The organism is Raoultella sp. T31 (assembly GCF_002806725.1).
GTDB lineage: Bacteria > Pseudomonadota > Gammaproteobacteria > Enterobacterales > Enterobacteriaceae > Klebsiella > Klebsiella electrica.
Map to the genome: position 1 here is coordinate 125,580 of NZ_PIBO01000005.1, position 19,504 is coordinate 145,083.

At 54.2% G+C, this 19,504-nt stretch carries 20 protein-coding genes, 1 other RNA gene and 1 pseudogene; 15 read left to right on the plus strand and 7 right to left on the minus strand.

Annotated features, from left to right (window positions below; genetic code table 11):
- Window positions 1-46: 46 nt before the first annotated feature.
- The 5 genes from CWM52_RS05395 (at window position 47) to amtB (ending at window position 5,992) form a co-directional block, all read left to right on the plus strand.
- Complete coding sequence (locus tag CWM52_RS05395; protein ID WP_004858739.1) at window positions 47-505, plus strand: Lrp/AsnC family transcriptional regulator; 459 nt, start codon at window positions 47-49, stop codon at window positions 503-505.
- A 42-nt stretch (window positions 506-547) separates the two neighbouring features.
- The gene (locus tag CWM52_RS05400; protein WP_100683140.1) at window positions 548-2,320 is read left to right on the plus strand and encodes a SmdA family multidrug ABC transporter permease/ATP-binding protein; all 1,773 of its coding nucleotides are present in this window, start codon (window positions 548-550) and stop codon (window positions 2,318-2,320) included.
- On the plus strand, window positions 2,313-4,091 hold the full coding sequence (locus CWM52_RS05405; RefSeq protein ID WP_100683141.1) for a SmdB family multidrug efflux ABC transporter permease/ATP-binding protein: 1,779 nt from the start codon (window positions 2,313-2,315) through the stop codon (window positions 4,089-4,091). The genes CWM52_RS05400 and CWM52_RS05405 overlap by 8 nt, the downstream gene beginning before the upstream one ends.
- 242 nt (window positions 4,092-4,333) lie before the next feature.
- Window positions 4,334-4,672, plus strand: a complete 339-nt coding sequence (gene glnK / locus CWM52_RS05410; protein ID WP_004858743.1) for a P-II family nitrogen regulator — start codon at window positions 4,334-4,336, stop codon at window positions 4,670-4,672.
- Between the two features lie 33 nt (window positions 4,673-4,705).
- The gene (gene amtB, locus CWM52_RS05415; RefSeq protein ID WP_160702163.1) at window positions 4,706-5,992 is read left to right on the plus strand and encodes an ammonium transporter AmtB; all 1,287 of its coding nucleotides are present in this window, start codon (window positions 4,706-4,708) and stop codon (window positions 5,990-5,992) included.
- A gap of 97 nt (window positions 5,993-6,089) precedes the next feature.
- Here amtB and tesB read toward each other — a convergent pair whose 3' ends face one another.
- On the minus strand, window positions 6,090-6,953 hold the full coding sequence (gene tesB / locus CWM52_RS05420; RefSeq protein ID WP_100683143.1) for an acyl-CoA thioesterase II: 864 nt from the start codon (window positions 6,951-6,953) through the stop codon (window positions 6,090-6,092).
- A gap of 233 nt (window positions 6,954-7,186) precedes the next feature.
- Here tesB and CWM52_RS05425 point away from each other — a divergent pair, with 233 nt between their 5' ends.
- A complete protein-coding gene (locus CWM52_RS05425) occupies window positions 7,187-7,699 on the plus strand; it encodes a YbaY family lipoprotein (RefSeq protein ID WP_100683144.1) in 513 nt (170 codons plus the stop codon).
- A gap of 37 nt (window positions 7,700-7,736) precedes the next feature.
- On the opposite strand, the gene CWM52_RS05430 is transcribed toward CWM52_RS05425, so the two are convergent.
- Together CWM52_RS05430 and CWM52_RS05435 are read right to left on the minus strand one after the other, a co-directional pair.
- Window positions 7,737-8,048 carry an MGMT family protein gene (locus tag CWM52_RS05430; RefSeq protein ID WP_100683145.1) on the minus strand — a complete coding sequence of 104 codons (312 nt, stop codon included), beginning with the start codon at window positions 8,046-8,048 and terminating at the stop codon, window positions 7,737-7,739.
- Between the two features lie 65 nt (window positions 8,049-8,113).
- Window positions 8,114-8,521, minus strand: coding sequence for a dTDP-glucose pyrophosphorylase (locus tag CWM52_RS05435; RefSeq protein WP_100683146.1), 408 nt, complete (start codon window positions 8,519-8,521; stop codon window positions 8,114-8,116).
- Window positions 8,522-8,872: 351 nt separating this feature from the next.
- Between CWM52_RS05435 and ffs the strand changes: the two genes are divergently transcribed.
- From ffs to CWM52_RS05450, 3 genes are all read left to right on the plus strand, one after another.
- An RNA gene (gene ffs / locus CWM52_RS05440) (signal recognition particle sRNA small type) lies at window positions 8,873-8,969 on the plus strand.
- Between the two features lie 182 nt (window positions 8,970-9,151).
- Window positions 9,152-10,171, plus strand: a complete 1,020-nt coding sequence (locus tag CWM52_RS05445) for a site-specific integrase (protein ID WP_227521260.1) — start codon at window positions 9,152-9,154, stop codon at window positions 10,169-10,171.
- A gap of 65 nt (window positions 10,172-10,236) precedes the next feature.
- Window positions 10,237-11,061, plus strand: a complete 825-nt coding sequence (locus tag CWM52_RS05450) for an abortive infection family protein (protein ID WP_206057675.1) — start codon at window positions 10,237-10,239, stop codon at window positions 11,059-11,061.
- 41 nt (window positions 11,062-11,102) lie between these two features.
- Here CWM52_RS05450 and CWM52_RS05455 read toward each other — a convergent pair.
- Window positions 11,103-11,342, minus strand: a pseudogene (locus tag CWM52_RS05455) (transposase); the annotation flags it as partial.
- A gap of 95 nt (window positions 11,343-11,437) precedes the next feature.
- Here CWM52_RS05455 and CWM52_RS05460 point away from each other — a divergent pair.
- The 4 genes from CWM52_RS05460 to CWM52_RS05480 all read left to right on the plus strand — a co-directional run bounded on the left by CWM52_RS05460 (window position 11,438) and on the right by CWM52_RS05480 (window position 14,508).
- Window positions 11,438-12,520, plus strand: a complete 1,083-nt coding sequence (locus CWM52_RS05460) for an acyltransferase family protein (protein WP_100683148.1) — start codon at window positions 11,438-11,440, stop codon at window positions 12,518-12,520.
- 669 nt (window positions 12,521-13,189) lie between these two features.
- Window positions 13,190-13,465, plus strand: coding sequence for a hypothetical protein (locus CWM52_RS05465; protein ID WP_133121727.1), 276 nt, complete (start codon window positions 13,190-13,192; stop codon window positions 13,463-13,465).
- A gap of 573 nt (window positions 13,466-14,038) precedes the next feature.
- Window positions 14,039-14,296 carry a hypothetical protein gene (locus CWM52_RS05475; RefSeq protein ID WP_100683151.1) on the plus strand — a complete coding sequence of 86 codons (258 nt, stop codon included), beginning with the start codon at window positions 14,039-14,041 and terminating at the stop codon, window positions 14,294-14,296.
- Entirely contained in the window at window positions 14,293-14,508 is a 216-nt protein-coding gene (locus CWM52_RS05480; protein ID WP_100683152.1) for a hypothetical protein, read from the plus strand. Before CWM52_RS05475 ends, CWM52_RS05480 begins: the two co-directional genes overlap by 4 nt.
- A gap of 131 nt (window positions 14,509-14,639) precedes the next feature.
- Here the strand turns inward: CWM52_RS05480 and CWM52_RS05485 are convergent, their stop codons facing one another.
- Entirely contained in the window at window positions 14,640-16,067 is a 1,428-nt protein-coding gene (locus CWM52_RS05485) for a PLP-dependent aminotransferase family protein (RefSeq protein WP_100683153.1), read from the minus strand.
- Between the two features lie 87 nt (window positions 16,068-16,154).
- Between CWM52_RS05485 and CWM52_RS05490 the strand changes: the two genes are divergently transcribed.
- On the plus strand, window positions 16,155-16,769 hold the full coding sequence (locus CWM52_RS05490; RefSeq protein WP_100683154.1) for a YczE/YyaS/YitT family protein: 615 nt from the start codon (window positions 16,155-16,157) through the stop codon (window positions 16,767-16,769).
- Window positions 16,770-16,861: 92 nt separating this feature from the next.
- Complete coding sequence (locus tag CWM52_RS05495) at window positions 16,862-17,215, plus strand: DUF1428 domain-containing protein (RefSeq protein WP_100683210.1); 354 nt, start codon at window positions 16,862-16,864, stop codon at window positions 17,213-17,215.
- A 47-nt stretch (window positions 17,216-17,262) separates the two neighbouring features.
- On the opposite strand, the gene CWM52_RS05500 is transcribed toward CWM52_RS05495, so the two are convergent.
- Both CWM52_RS05500 and CWM52_RS05505 read right to left on the minus strand, forming a co-directional pair.
- Entirely contained in the window at window positions 17,263-17,808 is a 546-nt protein-coding gene (locus CWM52_RS05500) for a flavin reductase family protein (protein ID WP_100683155.1), read from the minus strand.
- Window positions 17,809-17,848: 40 nt separating this feature from the next.
- The gene (locus CWM52_RS05505) at window positions 17,849-19,408 is read right to left on the minus strand and encodes an EAL domain-containing protein (protein WP_100683156.1); all 1,560 of its coding nucleotides are present in this window, start codon (window positions 19,406-19,408) and stop codon (window positions 17,849-17,851) included.
- Between the last annotated feature and the right edge of the window lie 96 nt (window positions 19,409-19,504).

Genomic DNA, 19,504 nt, shown 5'->3' on the forward strand with positions numbered 1-19,504 from the left:
CTTTCTATTACAATGAAAGGAGAAAATTTTTCTCCAGAGGTGCCCGGTGTTAGATAAAATTGACCGTAAGCTGCTTTCTTTGCTGCAAACTGACTGCACCCTCTCTTTGCAGGCGCTGGCCGATGCCGTTAATCTGACCACCACGCCCTGCTGGAAACGGCTGAAACGGCTGGAAGATGAGGGTATCCTGCTCGGTCGCGTGGCGCTGCTGGATGCCGAAAAGCTTGGCCTCGGTCTGACGGCATTTGTGCTGATCAAGACCCAGCATCACAGCAGCGACTGGTACTGCCGGTTCGTCAGCGAAGTCACGCAGATGGCGGAAGTCCTCGGTTTCTGGCGGATGGCGGGAGAGTATGATTACCTGCTGCGGGTGCAGGTAGCGGATATGAAACGCTATGATGATTTTTATAAACGGTTGGTGAACAGCGTCCCCGGGTTGTCTGATGTCACTTCGAGTTTCGCGATGGAACAGATAAAATACACCACTGCCTTACCTATTGATTAACGGCGTTTGCCGCGACGATTTATACACTCAGGATTTAACTGCTTGCGATTATTTGCTCAACTTAGCTGGTACTTCCGCCGGGAGTGGCGCCGTTATCTCGGTGCTATTGCCCTGCTGGCCATTATCGCCGTTTTACAGCTGATTCCGCCAAAGGTGGTGGGGATCGTGGTTGATGGCGTCACCAGACAACATTACACCGCAGAGAAGGTGTGGATGTGGATCGGTGCGTTAGTCCTGATCGCGGTGATGGTCTATCTGCTGCGCTACGTCTGGCGCGTGCTGCTTTTTGGCGCCTCTTATCAGCTGGCCGTGGAGCTGCGGGAGGACTTTTATCGTCAGCTCAGCCGTCAGCATCCGGCCTTTTACCTGCGCCACCGCACCGGCGACCTGATCGCCCGCGCCACCAACGATGTTGATCGGGTGGTGTTTGCTGCGGGGGAAGGGGTACTGACGCTGGTGGACTCGCTGGTGATGGGCTGTGCGGTATTGATCGTGATGTCGACGCAAATCAGCTGGCAGCTCACTCTGCTGGCGCTGTTGCCGATGCCGGTGATGGCCCTGGTTATCAAGCGTAACGGCGATGCGCTCCATGAACGTTTCCGCGTCGCGCAGGCGGCATTCTCCAGCCTCAACGATCGTACTCAGGAGAGCCTGACCAGTATCCGCATGATTAAGGCTTTTGGCCTGGAGGACCGGCAATCGGCGCAGTTTGCTGCCGATGCGGCGGATACCGGCAGAAAGAACATGCGCGTGGCGCGGATTGATGCGCGCTTTGACCCGACTATCTATATCGCGATTGGCACGGCTAACCTGCTGGCAATCGGCGGAGGGAGCTGGATGGTGCTGCAGGGCAGTATGACCCTCGGCCAGTTGACCAGCTTTGTGATGTATCTCGGTTTGATGATTTGGCCGATGCTGGCGCTGGCATGGATGTTTAACATCGTGGAACGCGGCAGCGCGGCCTACAGTCGGATCCGCACGATGCTCGAAGAAGCGCCGACCGTCAACGATGGTCATGAGCGGGTCCCGGAAGGGCGCGGGGCGCTTAGCGTCGCCGTACGCGAATTTATCTATCCGCAGGCGAATAAGACCTCGCTGGAGAAGGTCAACTTTGTGCTCCAGCCTGGGCAAATGCTGGGTATTTGCGGGCCAACCGGCGCAGGGAAAAGCACGATCCTGGCGCTGATCCAGCGCCACTTTGACGTCACGCAAGGGGATATTCGCTTCCATGATATTCCGCTGACGCGGCTGCAGCTCGATAGCTGGCGCGCCCGTCTGGCGGTGGTGAACCAGACGCCGTTCCTGTTTTCCGACACCGTCGCCAACAACATCGCGCTTGGCAGGCCCGATGCGACGCCGGAGCAAATTGAGCATGTTGCGCGGCTGGCCAGCGTGCACGACGATATTCTGCGCCTGCCTCAGGGCTATGAAACGGAAGTCGGCGAACGCGGCGTGATGCTGTCCGGCGGACAAAAACAGCGCATTTCCATCGCTCGCGCGCTGCTGCTGGAGGCGGAGATTCTGATTCTTGACGATGCGCTGTCGGCGGTGGATGGCCGGACCGAGCATCAGATATTGCATAACCTGCGGCAATGGGGAGAGGGGCGAACGGTTATTATCAGCGCCCATCGCCTGTCGGCACTGACTGAAGCCAGCGAGATTCTGGTGATGCAGCATGGGCATATTGTCCAGCGCGGTCGCCATGACGGACTGGCGGCGCAACCCGGCTGGTATCGCGACATGTATCGCTATCAACAGCTGGAAGCGGCGCTGGACGATGCGCCGCAGGATCACGAGGAGGCCGCTGATGCGTAGTTTTTCCGAGCTCTGGCCGACTTTAAAACGTCTGCTGGCCTACGGTTCTCCGTGGCGTAAGCCGCTGATTATTGCGGTGGTGATGATGTGGATTGCCGCGGCCGCCGAGGTCAGTGGCCCGCTATTGATCAGCTACTTTATCGACAATATGGTGGCGAAGAACGCCGTGCCGCTGAAGCTGGTCTGCGGTCTGGCCGTGGCCTATCTTGGCCTGCAGATCCTTGCGGCGACCCTGCACTATAACCAGTCGCTGCTGTTTAATCGCGCCGCCGTTGGCGTGGTGCAGCAGCTGCGCAGTGATGTGATGGATGCGGCGCTGCGCCAGCCGCTGAGTGAATTTGATACCCAGCCGGTCGGGCAGCTGATCTCCCGCGTCACCAACGACACGGAAGTGATCCGCGATCTGTACGTCACGGTGGTGGCGACGGTGCTGCGTAGCGCGGCGCTGATTGGCGCCATGCTGGTGGCGATGTTCAGCCTTGACTGGCGCATGGCGCTGGTGGCACTGACTATTTTCCCGGCGGTGTTGATTGTGATGATGATTTATCAACGCTACAGCACGCCGATCGTGCGCCGGGTGCGTGCCTGGCTGGCGGATATCAACGACGGCTTTAATGAAGTCATCAACGGTATGGGGGTTATCCAGCAGTTCCGCCAGCAGGCGCGCTTCGGCGAGCGGATGCGTGAAGCCAGCTATGCGCACTATCTGGCGCGGATGCAAACGCTGCGCCTCGATGGTTTCCTGTTGCGTCCGCTGCTGAGCCTGTTCTCAACGCTGGTACTCTGCGGGTTGCTGATGCTGTTCGGATTCAGCTCGGCTGGCACGATTGAAGTCGGGGTGCTGTACGCCTTTATCAGCTATCTGGGGCGTCTGAATGAGCCGCTGATTGAGCTGACGACCCAGCAATCGATGCTCCAGCAGGCGGTGGTCGCCGGCGAGCGCGTCTTCGAATTGATGGATCGCCCGCGTCAGGAGTGGGGGCAGGATAGCGCGCCGCTGCGCAGCGGCACGGTGTCGATTGAGAATCTCTCTTTTGCTTATCGCGGCAATCGCCTGGTGCTGCAGGATATCAACCTGGAGATTCCGTCCCGTGGTTTTGTGGCGCTGGTCGGCCATACCGGCAGCGGCAAAAGCACGCTTGCCAGCCTGATGATGGGCTACTACCCGCTGAGCAAAGGGGAAATTCGTATTGACGGTCGTCCGCTCTCCTCGTTGAGCCACAGCGCGTTGCGCCAGGGCGTCGCTATGGTGCAGCAGGATCCGGTGGTGCTGGCGGATACCTTTTATGCCAACGTCACGCTCGGTCGCGATATCAGCGAGGCGCAGGTCTGGGAGGCACTGGAGTCGGTGCAACTGGCGGAACTGGCGCGCGGGATGAGCGAGGGGATTTACACGCAGCTGGGCGAGCAGGGGAATAATCTCTCGGTGGGTCAGAAGCAGCTGCTGGCGCTGGCGCGGGTGCTGGTGGATACCCCGCAGATTCTGATTCTCGATGAAGCGACGGCGAATATTGACTCCGGTACCGAACAGGCGATTCAGCAAGCGCTGGCCAAAGTTCGCCAGCACACCACGCTGGTAGTGATTGCGCATCGCCTGTCGACGATTGTTGAGGCTGACACCATTCTGGTGCTCCACCGTGGGCAGGCCGTCGAGCGCGGCAATCATCAGCAGTTGCTGGCAGCCAAAGGGCGCTACTGGCAAATGTATCAGCTGCAGTTGGCTGGTGAAGAGCTGGCCGCCAGCGCGCAGGAAGAGTCGCTGATTGCCTGATGCACTATAAGCAGGCAGTGGTGCTGGCGCGGTTTAGCATGGTGCAAAAATGTAACGCTCCGTGCACTGTAATGGTGCATTTTTGGCTGTGACCGGCGTTTTTCCGCCTTCTTCTTATGCCGTTCTTCTGTTTTCTGCCTTAAAAGGGCCGCTATACGGCCCTTTTTCATTTCTGGCATAGCCCTTGCTTTATTCCCTGTGTGTTAGCTGCTGCCATTACGAATTCAGAGCGGAGGGGACTTATGAAGCTGGTTACCGTGGTAATCAAACCATTCAAACTGGAAGATGTACGTGAAGCGTTATCTTCCATCGGCATCCAGGGCCTGACGGTCACTGAGGTAAAAGGGTTTGGCCGTCAGAAAGGCCACGCCGAGCTGTACCGTGGTGCCGAATATAGCGTCAATTTTCTGCCAAAGGTGAAGATTGATGTCGCGATTGCCGACGATCAGCTTGATGAGGTCGTTGATGTGATTAGTAAAGCGGCCTACACCGGAAAAATTGGCGATGGCAAAATTTTTGTCGCCGAGTTGCAACGCGTTATTCGCATCCGCACCGGCGAAGCCGACGAAGCGGCACTGTAACGTCCAGACCACACAGTGATGGGGATCGAGAAAATGAAAATAGCAACAATGAAAACGGGTCTGGGTGCGCTGGCACTGCTTCCGGGGCTGGCGATGGCCGCACCGGCAGTGGCAGATAAAGCCGACAACGCCTTTATGATGATTTGCACCGCGCTGGTGCTGTTTATGACCATTCCGGGCATTGCGCTGTTCTATGGCGGCCTGATTCGCGGTAAAAACGTGCTCTCTATGCTGACCCAGGTCATCGTCACCTTTGGGTTGGTATGCGTGCTGTGGGTCGTTTATGGCTACACGCTGGCATTTGGTACCGGCGGCAGCTTCTTCGGCAGCTTCGACTGGGTATTATTGAAAAACATTGAGCTGAAAGCGCTGATGGGGACCTTCTATCAGTACATTCACGTCGCTTTCCAGGGCTCCTTCGCCTGTATCACCGTTGGCCTGATCGTGGGCGCACTGGCTGAACGTATTCGTTTCTCCGCGGTGCTGATTTTTGTCGTCGTCTGGATGACCCTCTCCTATGTGCCGATTGCGCACATGGTATGGGGCGGTGGTCTGCTGGCGACGCACGGCGCGCTGGATTTCGCCGGGGGTACCGTGGTGCATATCAACGCCGCCGTTGCCGGTCTGGTGGGCGCCTATATGATGGGCAAACGCGTTGGCTTTGGCAAAGAAGCGTTTAAACCGCATAACCTGCCGATGGTCTTCACCGGTACGGCAATCCTGTATGTTGGCTGGTTTGGCTTTAACGCCGGTTCGGCGAGTGCGGCGAACGAAATTGCCGCGCTGGCTTTCGTCAACACCGTTGTGGCGACCGCTGCGGCCATTCTGGCCTGGACCTTCGGCGAATGGGCGACCCGCGGTAAACCTTCTCTGTTAGGTGCCTGTTCCGGTGCGATTGCCGGTCTGGTTGGCGTCACTCCGGCATGTGGTTACATCGGCGTAGGCGGCTCACTGATTGTGGGTATCGCTTCCGGCCTGGCGGGTCTGTGGGGCGTAACGGTTCTGAAACGCTGGTTGCGTGTTGATGACCCGTGCGATGTGTTCGGCGTACACGGTGTCTGCGGGATCGTGGGCTGTATCCTGACCGGTATCTTTGCCGCAACCTCTCTGGGCGGTGTCGGCTACGCGGAAGGCGTGACCATGGGCCATCAGCTGCTGGTACAGCTGGAAAGTATCGGCATCACTATCGTCTGGTCCGGTATTGTCGCCTTCATCGGTTATAAAGTGGCGGATATGACCGTAGGTCTGCGTGTTCCGGAAGAGCAGGAGCGCGAAGGTCTGGACGTCAACAGCCACGGCGAAAATGCCTACAACGCCTGATAAATTGAGTTGTCTCCAGTAGCAGCAAAGCCTCCCGACGGGAGGCTTTTTTCGTCATGGGGGAGCGTATCGGGCATGGCCCGTCACGGATGACGCCTTATGCGTGACGGTTGCGCATGACCCCTTCCTGCACCGTTGACGCCACAAGCGTGCCATCCTGAGTATAAAACTCACCGCGAACAAAGCCCCGGGCGCTGGAGGCGGAAGTGCTCTCAACGCTGTACAGCAGCCAGTCGTTAATGTTGAACGGGCGATGGAACCACATTGAGTGGTCGATCGTCGCTACCTGCATCCCCGGCTCCAGGAACCCGACGCCGTGCGGCTGGAGCGCCACCGGCAGGAAATTGAAATCGGAAGCGTAGCCCAGCAGGTACTGATGGATGCGAATATCCTCCGGCACCGCGCCGTTGGCGCGGATCCACACCTGACGGGTCGGTTCAGCAACGTGGCCTTTCAGCGGGTTGTGAAACTCCACCGGGCGGATTTCCAGCGGTTTGTCGCTGAGGAACTTATCTTTGGCCTGCGGCGGCAGCAGGTGCGCCAGCTTACGCGCGATGTCGGTTTCGGAAGGCAGACCATCCGGCGCAGGGGCGACCGGCATCAATTTCTGATGCTCATAGCCGGGCTCCGGGGCCTGGAAAGAGGCGGTCATATAAAAAATAGGTTTCCCGTTTTGAATGGCCGCGACCCGACGGGCGCTGAAGCTGTTGCCATCGCGCAGCACTTCGACGTCATAAATAATCGGTTTCTGGCTGTCTCCTGGGCGCAGGAAATAGCTGTGGAATGAGTGGATCAGACGCTCGGCAGGCACGGTTTCTTTCGCCGCGTACAGCGCCTGACCGACGACCTGGCCGCCAAAAACCTGACGTAAGCCCAGATCTTCACTCTGCCCGCGGAATAACCCTTCTTCAATTTTTTCCAGATTCAATAATGCCAGCAGATTGGTTAGTGCCTGACTCATATTTACCCTCAATCAATGATAACTGCGTTGCGCAGTACGTGTCGCGCAGTGCGTATTGAGGCCAAGTATAACCTGGAATCGCAAGTGGTCCGATGGGTGTAATAATCTGAATAAAGTGGCGTTTGCAGGAAGAGAACTGAGATCTGTGCCACACTTATGCACGATGCCAATGTTACTGCTCGCCAGTAGGCAGGACATACTCCTGCATGTAAAGGGATGAAAAGGAGAACATAATGAAATTTGCCTATATGTTAAGTGCTTTAGCCGTTGCAACCGCTTTGACCGCTTGCGCGAATAATCACGGCGCAAACACGGCCAGCCATGCGGCTGCCCCCGATCCTTATGGCATTGCCTCACTGACCTCATCGCAGCAACAGCCTAATGTTTCAGGGACTATTTCCATCCGGCAGAAAGTCGCCCTACCGCCGGATGCGGTACTCACCGTGACCTTGTCGGATGCGTCGTTAGCCGATGCGCCGTCGCGTGTGCTGGCGCAGAAAACGGTTCGTACCGAAGGTAAACAGCCGCCGTATGACTTCGTCCTGCCGTATAACCAGGCGGACATTAAGCCTGACGCGCGAATTTTGCTGAGTTCGGCTATCACGGTTGGCGGCAGGCTGATGTTTATCACCGATACCGTGCAGACGGTGGTGAATGGCGGAGGGAACCGTGCCGACCTGGTTCTGGTGCCGGTGCAGCAGATGGCCGTACCGGTCGCCAGCAGCGATACCCCCGCCGCGCAGTAAACCATCTATGCCCCTTGCCTGGGGCATTTTTTTGCCTTCAGTAAATCCAGCGATAGTGCTGCAGATCGATGTGGCCGCCGCCGGATACCTGCACGCCTTCAGCCAGCAGCGCCTGGCGCTGACGCTGCAGATCCGGGCCGGTAAGGGAAATGTCGCCGTGACGGTTGACCACCCGGTGCCAGGGAAGCGTGGAGCCTTCGGGCAGGCGCTTGAGGACCCCGCCAACCTGGCGCGCCGCGCGGGGGGATCCCGCCAGTCGCGCTATATCGCCATAGGTGGCGACGTAACCTTCTGGAATGGAGGCCACAATTTGCCAGACCCGCCGGGGAAAAGTGTCGTGAGAATCCATCGTGCGTCCTGTAAACCGGGAAAGGCTCAGAATAAGCGCTGACTGCGTACCTGTACAGCGCGGGGCTATACGGGTTTGACGATAGTGAAATCGAGCGCGAGGCCAAGAATCTGCATCCCGTGCACGTTGTCGTGCGGGCTGATGGCCAGCAAACTTTCTAAAAATTTCAGCCGTCGGGAGCCGGCGTTGATAATCAGCTTGGCCCGCAGGGAAGGCAGTTGCTGCGAGGAGATCGGGTAGATGATGCGGCCGCTGACTTCGATGGGCAGTTTGCGCAAATCAATACGCCGCAGGACGCCGACCGTGGAATAGAGCACGGCAACCGGGGTAACCGCCAGCAGGGTACCGCTGCTGACGCTGACAAAATCCAGCATCAATTCCGGGCGCAGGAAATTCAGCCCTTGAAAGGAGAGGGTGACGCCGTCGATCTCTGGCATGGCGAGGGTCGTGGTTAAACGGGGAGCTTCACTCATTCCATTACCCTTGAGGTCAGAGATTGATTAAAAAGAGTACGGCGATATGGCGTGAAGTATGGATGGCGACAGGAAAATGTGCTGCGATAGCGCTCGCAATCCCTTAATTTAGTCCGCAAGACGCGTATCGAAACGGAAAATTGTGTCCGGGCATCGCCGCCGTGCCGCCCGCGGCGGCGGCAGAAATAGCGGGTCAACAGCCTGTGGCAGGCCCCTTTGGGGTGATAGCGCAAGCTTTCTGCACGCGGTTGCACAATAAACCAGCATCTGGTTGGGGGTTGCTTGCAATTAGCCGGTCCAGTAGGGATAATGCGCCTGCGCGTTGGATAACGACGCTCTCAATGGGGGCTCTGTTGGTTCTCCCGCAACGCTACTCTGTTTACCAGGTCAGATCCGGAAGGAAGCAGCCAGAGCAGACGACGTGTGTGCCGGGATGTAGCTGGCAGGGCCCCCACCCATTTCTGCTAAGTGCATGATATCCATCATGTAACCCCGTTTTTTTCGTGCATTGAAACGGCGGTGATACAACTTTTGTGTATCACTTAGGACGCTAATCAATGTCGCATCTTATGCTTTCCCGTCACGGGATCCGGTACTACCGCAGGGTCTACCTGACACCTCGGAAACGCCGTGAAATTCGTATTTCTCTTCGCACATGTTCCAAGCGTGAAGCCTTGCTCCGTGTGGAGAAATATCTCACCTCACAACCTTTCCACTGCGTTCCGCAAGCCATCCCTGTACACACTTCACCTGCTGCGGTTGCTTTCTTCCAAAACCCACAAAAAAAGCCCCCCCTTTAAAAATCTTTTAAGCGAATTGAATAAGTACACTAGTGCGAAAGCTGGCTCGGTTGGTGAACGAGAAATACTAACGATCAACAGATGTGTAAATGCATATCTTGCTTCGACAAAAGATCCATTCAGCAAACGTAGCGCCGCTGATTTTGTTGATAACCTTGAAGGCTCTGCATACAGCAGAAATCGCTATATCAAAAAGAGTTCGGCCTTTTCCAGGTGGTTTGCCACCCGGACAGATGAAGAGCTTCGTAACCCGTTTGAGGGAATGGGCGTGAGGGAAACGACTGCGCCTATGGATCGACGTCCTGCTTATACCTTGAGCGATTTGAAGCGTCTGCATATCGCTATCAAAGAAGTGAAGTACTGGCGGTGTTGGATCATCCTGATTTGTCAATATTCAGGTATTCGACAAAATGAAGCCTGCCAGCTTTACCACAACGATATGATGCAGATTGAGGGAATATGGTGCTTACGTCTTGATGATTTAAACCCTAACCAGAAATTGGAAACGGATAGCTCACGCCGTTTTGTGCCAATCCATCCCCATCTCTTAGCGCTTGGTTTTCTTGATTTTGTTAACGAGAGTAATGGGCATCTTTTCCCTGACCTACAGCTCCACTTGGGAAGCTACGGCCATTACTTTAGCCGCTGGTTCACCCGCTTTAGAACCAAGCACGGCTTGCCAGAGTTCCATTCATTGCGGCATTACTCCGCCACAACGTTCAAACAGCATGGGGCTCCTGAACAGTACGCCTCACAAGTGCCTGGACACAGCAATGCGACAATTACCTACAACCGATACGGCAAGGGGATTGAGGTCGCTCGCTTAGTTGATTTAATTGGATTGTTATGACTGTTGTTTTATAAGGGTGGCGGGGATTGAGTTGTTCATCGAGATGATTCAATTTTAGGGAATGAATGATGAGATTTGATCTGACTGAGGCCATTTTAGTAGCAGTTGCCAGACTTGTGGGAGATGCCCAGGCTGAATCACCAAGATCGCCGTCTCATTCTGAATTAAGTTACGCTTTTGAAAAGCATGGATTGGCGTATGTTGATCCCAAAAATCAGCAAGCTGTAGGAAAAACAAAGCGGGTTCGCACCGTTCTGTCTTGGGCTTTGGAGCATAATCCCGATGCGGGCCAAAAATTGGCGTATACACTGTTGCAGAACGTCAGGGTAGCAGGAGGATTCAGGCAAGAGTCCAGTAATTATGCAGGACGTGATGCTATTTTAGGCGCAATTGATGCTTTTAAAGATCAAGGGTTAGTTTTGACAGAGTCTGGTTATTTACATGGACAAAACATTGAAGGCCTACGTGGTCGAGAGCTAACAGACGCATTACGAAAATATGTAGAGAGAGCGAAACGTGGGGCTGAGGATGCGGCTCTGCTTTCTGGAACAAGCAAGGATATTTTAGAAGCAACGGCTGCCCATGTTCTCACTCAGAAATATGGAACTTACCCAAAACAAGCTAATTTTTCTGCTTTACTTGGACAGGCATTCTTCACTCTTGGCCTGGCTACTCCTGCGGATAAAGTTGAAGGTGAGCGTGAAGAGGCTCATCGTCCACTGGAGCGAGAGATGTTTGAAACTGCAATTGGAATTAACAGGTTGAGAAATAAGCAAGGGACTGGTCATGGGCGACCCTGGCTTCCAACTATACAGGACAGTGAGGCAAAAGAAGCGATTGAGATGGCTGGCGTAATAGCAGGCTATATGCTTGATAAACTTGATATGTGATCGTGAGACCCTGTAAATAACTCAGTGTAACTGCCGCCGTATTAAAGGTGATCTCTCAGGCGGTCACCGAACTCGATAATAAAGCGGCTCATCGCCAGCCGCCAGTTCTGGATCGGCATACTCCATTTTCTCGATGCATCTTTGATTGCCAGATAAATAACTTTTCGTACCGACTCATCCGTCGGGAACACTTTGCGTTTCTTAATGGTTGCCCAGATCACGCTGTTCAGCGACTCGATGGAATTCGTCGTGTAGATGGCCTTGTGGATGTCTGCCGGGTACTGTCGTTTGCTGCAATAAGTTGTACAAGGCAGTAACCGAACCTGTAAAATTGTAATTCAATCTTTACTCAAAAATCAGGGTTAGCCCAAACTACATGAATACTTCTACTTTTAGAGGCGTGCAGGCGCTAAGAGGATTTGCCGCACTTAGTGTTATGCTTTTTCACTTTCGCTGGAACATAAATGTTGAGAGCCAAGGGCTCGGAGACCGGCTTTTCGGGTGGGGGGCTACCGGGGTCGACCTCTTCTTTCTTATCAGTGGGTTTGTTATTGCCCTGAGCGCCGCGAAAGCGCCCCAGGGTATTAATGGCGCATTGATATTTCTGAAAAAAAGGGCCCTAAGGATACTGCCGGCATATTACATCATCCTGATTATTTCTTTCTTCCTGAGTGGCGCAATGAGCACTTTTCATTACGCGGAACAAACGGAAAACTTCATCAGTGCACTGACTTTTATGCCGATATATCCAGACCATGCCCCCTTTTATGTTGCTGATAGCGGCATGTACGGCATCAGGTGGACTCTTAACTACGAGGTTATGTTTTATCTGTTTATTTCAGCCACAATCCTTTTTGCAAAACGATGGGTCTGGGCTGGCGTTTTCTTTGCGGCAACGCTTGTCATACTTCCATTGATCTTATGGCATCAGTTTAGTATGGACCCTTCCGGGTATGCTGTGAGTACAGCGTTGCTCGGACTGGTTACCAACCCGATAATCTGGCTATTCCTGCTGGGGATGGCTATCGGACTGGGGTTTCCTTACCTGAGGTGGTTACCAACCAAAGGGATGGCCGTTGCTGCGTTGTTCAGCTTAATCATTACGGTTTACTTTTTCAGCCAAGGTATGTTCGTTAATCATGGATTACTCAGTTCTGGCTGGATCTACGGGATGATTCTTTTCACTTTTGTCCTTGCGGAAGAGGTTATCGGAAAATATATTCCGGACTTTCTGATGCGCTTAGGTGACATCTCTTTCTCTCTTTACTTGATTCATACATTAATGAACAACGGAATAGGTAAACGCTTTGCCAGCCTTGGCATTGAAGATGGATATGTCAGATTGCTTATTTCCGTTGCCGCATCAGGTTTGCTGGCTTGTCTATCATGGCGGTTTATCGAACGTCCATTCATGCAGAATCATAAGAAAAAAATTAACGTTCAAAGCAATGCCTGCTGAAAGGGTATTTTATTGAGTACAAGCAGCATAGTAAGAACTCTGTATAAGCGGAGACAGTCAACGCTCTGTAAGCAGAACACTGTGCAGATCGTAGCCATATGCTTTTGGAGATCCTGCCGAGGATGAGTTTTTGGGGCTCCGCAGGGCTGTTTTCGCTAACCAGGTACCAGAAGTCGGGCAATGGCATTTAAAGCCGACGGGGGAAAGGTGATTACTCCCCAGTGATAATACCCTTACAAAATACTCTCATATCTGTATTGAGATAAAATCCCCCGTTTCGGGAGCGCTTCCATCGGATGAGATGTTTTCAGGCCAGTGGACCGATTTTTCATTATGGCAGAAAGCGCCGCTGGGGAGGCGAGGGGATTACCGTTGAAGATTGCATCTGTGATGCATTGGGACAGGAGAAAGAATCCTCGCGATTCTACGACAATTGGATCGCATTAATAAACCTATTGTTCACCAACAGATGTGGGATTACAACCTTTCTCAAGATAACGATGCTGTGCCATCTAAGCGGAACTCTGAGCGCATGACAAAAGTTCTGAGATGCGCATCAGGTGCACTTTATCACCATTGGGGCCAGGAAGTACGCAAAGACCTGTATTCGATCTTACTAAGGATGGGAGCGAACAAGTCCGCCGTTGGGCTCTGGCAGGTGAAATGGAGATGTTTAAACAATTTCTGAGTAATTGTCGTGTCGTCACCAAAAGCTACAAACTCCCTGAGTTCAAGTACTCTGGGGAAAAAGTAGTCGCGCTTTTTTCGAACGCGGAGATCTCTTTGAAGCCAGCAGTCCACCGCCCTTATCATGGTAACTTCAATGAGCCCATACAAGATGGTCAGGCTGATGACTTGTTTACGGTCGGTGATGATGAGAAGAACCTCCAACCACTGATTGAAGAGGTTGGGCGATCCTACATGGTAGTGGAAAATGTAGCTTAGATGGAGTTTGGTCAAAAGCCATACAAAGCCGGGTCAGCCCCGGTTTTTTTGTGTCTGTCGCATGAGAAAACGGCTTGCCAGTATATACTTTTGGTGATACAAAATCATTGTCCCACCGCTTTTAGTACATTGAAATACATAGGTTTTTTTAGAAAAAGCTTAGCTGGCAGGGCCCCCACCCAATTCTGGGGATCCTTGTTTTTTTCTTTCTTTTTTCATCTGTTCCCGCGTTCCCGCACTCAGCAAAAAAACACCTTGCGCATTTTGCATATCGGAGCGTTTTGCCGGATTATTGTACTCCCGAATCGTGCCAGCACGATAAATAGCGGAGAATTTGCGCAGTTCATGCCTGTCAGTGTCGTCTCTAAAAATACCCTCTGTTTATGCCTTAAAACTATTTGTCATAAATTTGAAATTATACTGAAATATTAGTGTCATCTTAATGTCATATATAACTGGCAGATTATCTGTGGGCATTTATTGTCTGACTATCAGTTGAAAAATATATGACTGGATCAGTTTGTTAACTTCGTGTATTAATTATGATAAATTTATTGCACGGGAAGCATGGCGATGACTACAGTAGTTTTGAACGTAAAAATTGATGCAGAGTTAAAAGAAAAGCTGCGTCATTATGCGGAAGTAAATGACGAGAATCTGGGTACTGCAACGGAGAAACTGCTGCTGCTGGCCTTCCAGATAGCAGATTCAGCAGGTGAGGCGGGGGTTTCGGAAGAGGATATTGATAGTCAGCATACCGAAGAAGAAGCTTCTCCATTAACCCCTAAAGAAATCAAAGCATTAAGAAAAATTCTGAAGAAGAAAAAATGAAACAACAACTCTCTACAGCCAGCAACTATAGCGAAGCCTGCGATTTGTTACGTTCAGGGTATGTTAAGCATGTTCGCCTCAACTGGAATATCGGTAGTGATGAGTTCTTTCGCATTGCCTCCGACTGGTGTGAAACCGGGGCGAAAATTAAAAAAGATGAAGATGGTTTTATTATCTCATTAAAAAGCTTTCCCATCCCCCGCCAGCATTAATGAAATTTTTCATTGATGTCATCAGGCTGACATATAGCAATGACATCATGAAGCGCAATTTATAAAAAACATCTCATATGCGTCATGGATGATGATTTTTGACGGGCTGAATCCAGCCCGTCGATATTTTATTATATTATTTTACGCATTCTCGTATTTTCATTCTGTTGCGCCAGACCTGCCCAGACGGGCTGCAGGGTGGTAAATGCGCTGCGCAACGGCTCATCGTCCAGGGTGAAAGGTAAACGCAAATAGCGGTCAAAGGCGCCAGCCAGGCCGAAGCGCGTTCCGGTACCAATATGGATCCCAAGACTTTCTGCTCTTGCCGAGAAGATGGTCGCCAGCATGTCCGGTAATTCCACCCAAAAAGAGAGTCCGCCTGCCGGCGATGTGAAGCGCCAGTGGGGGAAGTATTCCGTCATGAGCGCGCCGCACATATCGCGGCGTGTGGCCAGCATGGCTCTACGCGCCGGGAGCCAGGCCCGATCATTTTCGAGCAACCAGCTGCAGGCCAGTTGTTCGAGAAGCGGCGTGCCCAGATCGAGTGAATCCCGGGCCTGAACTAACGAGGCGATGGTGCGTGCGGAAGCGCGGATCCAGCCGATACGTAATCCCCCCCAGAAACTTTTTCCGGCCGAGCCAATCGTGATAACCGGCGCCTCAGCGTTGAAGGTCGCCAGCGGCGGAGGCGGCGGGGCGTTGTACCATAAATCCACCATTGTCTCGTCGACCACCAGCGTCGTACGCGTTTGCGCCGCTATATCGGCTACCCGCTGGCGGGTGGCGCTATCCATACAACGGCCGGTAGGGTTGTGAAAATCAGGCATCAGCCATGCCAGCCGTGGTGCGGTTTGCGCAATGGTTGCCGCCAGTCCGTCGCAGTCCCAGCCATGCTGCGGCAGGGCGACGCTGACCGGCCTGCAGGAGGCACCCTGAATGGCGCTGATCGCCATGGGATAAGTCGGCGCATCAATCACCACGCGATCGCCAGGCCCGGTGAGCAGACGAAGCACCAGCGAAAAGGCGTTCAGCGCGCCGTTTACAATCATCACTTCATCGCCGCGGGTTGGAAGACCTCGTTCGCAGTAGCGGCGGGCTATCGCCTCCCGCAAAACCGGTAACCCGTGCTGGTCGTAACCGGTATTGGACAGATGCTGCGGCAGCATCGTCAGGGCCTGATGATAGGCCTGGTGAATCTCCGGTCCGGCGCTCAGGGCGGCGGTGGCCAGATTGACCGATGATGGATGGAGGGCCTCTTTTGTCGCCGTGTCTGCACGTTCCGGCAGCGCGATACGCGAACCGCTGCCCTGGCGGCTGTAAAGATAACCCTCTTCACGCAGTTGGCCGAGCGCGCTGGCGATCGTGGTGCGGCTGACGTTCAGGGCCGCAGCCAGCTCCCGTTCGCCCGGGAGCCGCGTCTCCAGCGTCAGGCGACCATCGAGAATCAGCAGACGCAGGGCGTCCGCCAGCTGGCGCCAGAGCGGCGTTCGGGTCGAAGACTCTTGCCAGTGGCCCAGCAGGCGTACCAGCGATTGGGTACCGAAGCGACGAGAAACCATAGCGATCCACTTTTAAAAAACTGGCCATTAATTATCAATCCATTTTTGCTGATGATGGCGAGGTCCGCAATCATCCAGAGGTAAAAAATGTTACGTCGATTAGTGCAGCTCTATATCGGTCTTGTTCTGTACGGCGTGTCGACCGCGTTGTTTGTTCATGCCAATCTGGGTGCCGATCCGTGGGATGTTTTTCATCTCGGCGTCGGTAAGCAGTTTGGCCTCGATTTTGGCACGGTGATCATTCTGACCGGGGCGGCGGTGCTGCTGCTGTGGATCCCGATGCGTCAAATGCCGGGACTGGGAACGGTCAGCAATGTGATCGTACTGGGGCTGGCGGCAAACGCGACGCTGGCGGTCCTGCCGCCGATGGAGTCGCTGGTGTGGCGCAGCCTGATGCTGATCGGCGCTATCGTGCTCAATGCTCTGGCGACGGGGATGTATATTGGCGCCGGTTTTGGCCCCGGGCCGCGCGATGGACTGATGACCGGCTTGCATGCCCGTACCGGGTGGTCTTTGCGCGGGATCCGCACCGTCATTGAGCTATCGGTGCTGGCGATCGGCTGGGCGCTGGGTGGGACCTTTGGCGTCGGAACCGTGCTTTATGCGCTGACGATCGGGCCGCTTATTCAGCTGTGCTTACCCTGGTTTCGCCAACCGGTGGTGCGCAAAACGGCCACCGCGACCGGTGAGGTGGTCTCCTGATTTTATCCCGTTACAAGGGATGAGGGCTAAACTTAGCCTTACAGATGCGGCCGGGTTTTCCGGTCGCGCTGTTCACTTCGGAGATCAGACTCATGAAGTACGTTGATGGTTTTGTCGTTGCCGTGCCCGCGAAAAATAAGGAGGCCTATCGCGAGCTGGCAGCAAAGGCCGCACCGCTGTTTAAAGAGTTTGGCGCGCTACGGGTGGTGGAGTGCTGGGCGGATGATGTGCCGGACGGTAAGCTCACCGATTTTCGCATGGCGGTGAAAGCCGGGAGCGACGAAGAGGTCGTGTTCAGCTGGATAGAATATCCGTCAAAAGAGGTGCGCGACGCGGCGAATGCCACCATGATGGCCGACCCAAGGATGAAGGCGTTAGGCGATAGCATGCCGTTTGATGGTCAACGAATGATTTTCGGCGGCTTCCTGCCGTTACTGGATGAATAAGCTTTGCCGCCGTCCCTTTCCTGTTGAAGGGGACGGCAGTGGCGTGGTCAGGATACTTTGGTAAACAGATGGCGATAATCGCGCACGTCGCCGTCGGTACGAAACAGACCGCCGCCGCTGTAGTGCAGGGTCTGTGGCCAGACGGGCTGCGGTTTAACCTTTGCCGCCACCACCTCAAAAATAAAGAAGTTATAGCGCTCCACCAGCGCATCGTCGAAGAGCCGGCATTCAAAGCTGGCGTGGCACTCGGCAATCGACGGCGCGGCCACCCGTTCGCTGGCTTCCGCGGTAAGCCGGAAGGCAGCGAATTTGTCCACCGTGTCGCCGTCACAGTTACCGATTCTGGCGACCGTCTCCGCCATGGCGGCATCAGGCAGATTGATAACGCACTCCCCGCTGCGGCGGATCATGTCGAAACTGATATTGCCGGCGGAAATCATGCACCCGACCAGCGAGGGGGAAAACTCCAGCACCGTATACCAGCCAAGGGTCATGATATTATTCCGATCCTGCCAGCGACTGCTGATTAAGACCACGGCACCGGGTTCCAGCCAGTGGCGCACATCGTGTAAAGGCCAGGGATGTTTTTGCATCAGGGAACTCTCCCTTTTATGGAGTTACCTTAAGCGTAGCTCAATGCGCTCTCAGGTTATTTTCCGCCCACAGCATAAACTGCGTTTTCGGCAACGCCGGGCTGTACAGCCAGCCCTGGGCATAGAGCACATCGTGGCGACACAGCCAGTCGCGCTGTTCCTGAGTTTCGACGCCTTCGGCAATGGTGGCCAGATGAAGCGCTTTTGCCATTTTGATGATATGCGGCGTCAGCGGCTTATATTCGAGGGTATCGACGAAGGATTTGTCTATTTTCAGGATATCGACATCCAGTTTTTGCAGGTAGCTGAGGCTGGAATAACCGGTCCCGAAATCATCGATTGAAATACTGTGCCCCATCTGGCGATAGCGGGCGATCACCGGCAGAGTGGTCTCGGGATCGATGAAACCGCGCTCCGTCAGCTCAAGCGTAATTTGCGCCGGCGCGATCTCCCACTGACGAAGCCTATCGGCCAGAAGGGCTGGCAGGGAAGGCGAGCGCAGATCGTCGACCGACAAGTTAATTGAAATGTGGAGTTCCGGATGCGCGTGCAGCCACGGGCCGAGATCGGCGAAAATTTTCCGCACAATATCTTCGGTTAACTGGGTAATGAGCCCGGTTTGTTCGGCAAGCGGAATAAAAATATCCGGCGACAAAAAGCTGCCGTCGGGCTGCTGCCAGCGCGCCAGCGCTTCGGCGCCGACGATTTTGCCATCTTTGAGTGAGACGATGGGCTGGTAATGGACCTGAATTGCGTCAGAGTGCAGCGCATCCAGCATCCCATAGCGCGGCGAGCGTAAGGTACGCAGCAGTCGCAGGAGCAAAAATGAGGTCAGCAGACTGATAAACAGGCCGAGGGGCAGCCACAGCGCCAGCTGATGGCGGAATTTTTCCTGCAACGGGAGCGTGGATGACCAGGTGGCGATAGCCAGCCCTAGTTCTGGAATACGATGGAGGCGATAAACCCTGTTGTCGACGGTGAGCGTCTGGCCGGCCAGGTGATTGATTTGATTCCACACCACCGGGTCGAGAGGCTCACTGCTGGTAATCACCTGTTTGTCTTCGATGCCAAACAGAATCGCATGAATATTTTCCTGGCCCGGCGAAATGATATCGATAAATGAGGCAGGATCGATCATTACGACATGATGCTCACTGCCCAGCGCCGTCATTTTGCGCTGCAGACCGAGATCGTTGACCGACGTGAGCCACGCCCGGTAGCCGTCGGTGGTGACATGATCGGGGACAGGGAAGGAGACCGGGGTAGGGTGATCTTCGAGAGAAGAACATTGCGGCACCGAACCCTGGAGCCACAGCACCTCCTGCACATAGCGATGGGTATAGGCGATTCGGCGCATCGCGAGCAAATGCTGTGGGCTGCAGGCGGCTGCGCCGTGGGCATCGGCTTCCTGCAGCGCTTCTCTTGCCTGGCTTGCCACCTGCTGGATGCGCATCAGCACCCGGGAAGAGTAGTTATCCAGTTCGGAATAAAACAGTATTTTTGCCTGACTAGTCGCCAGCCAGATACTTAAGGCTATCGGCACGATGACGGCGAGTATCAATACCCCGGTAACCAGACTCACCAGATTGCTGGTCGTCATGCGTATATCCTGATGTTATTGGGGATTTGATGAGTATATCCGATGGCGGAAAAGGTCGCAGACGGGGGGCAATGATTATTATTTAAAAAATGCCCG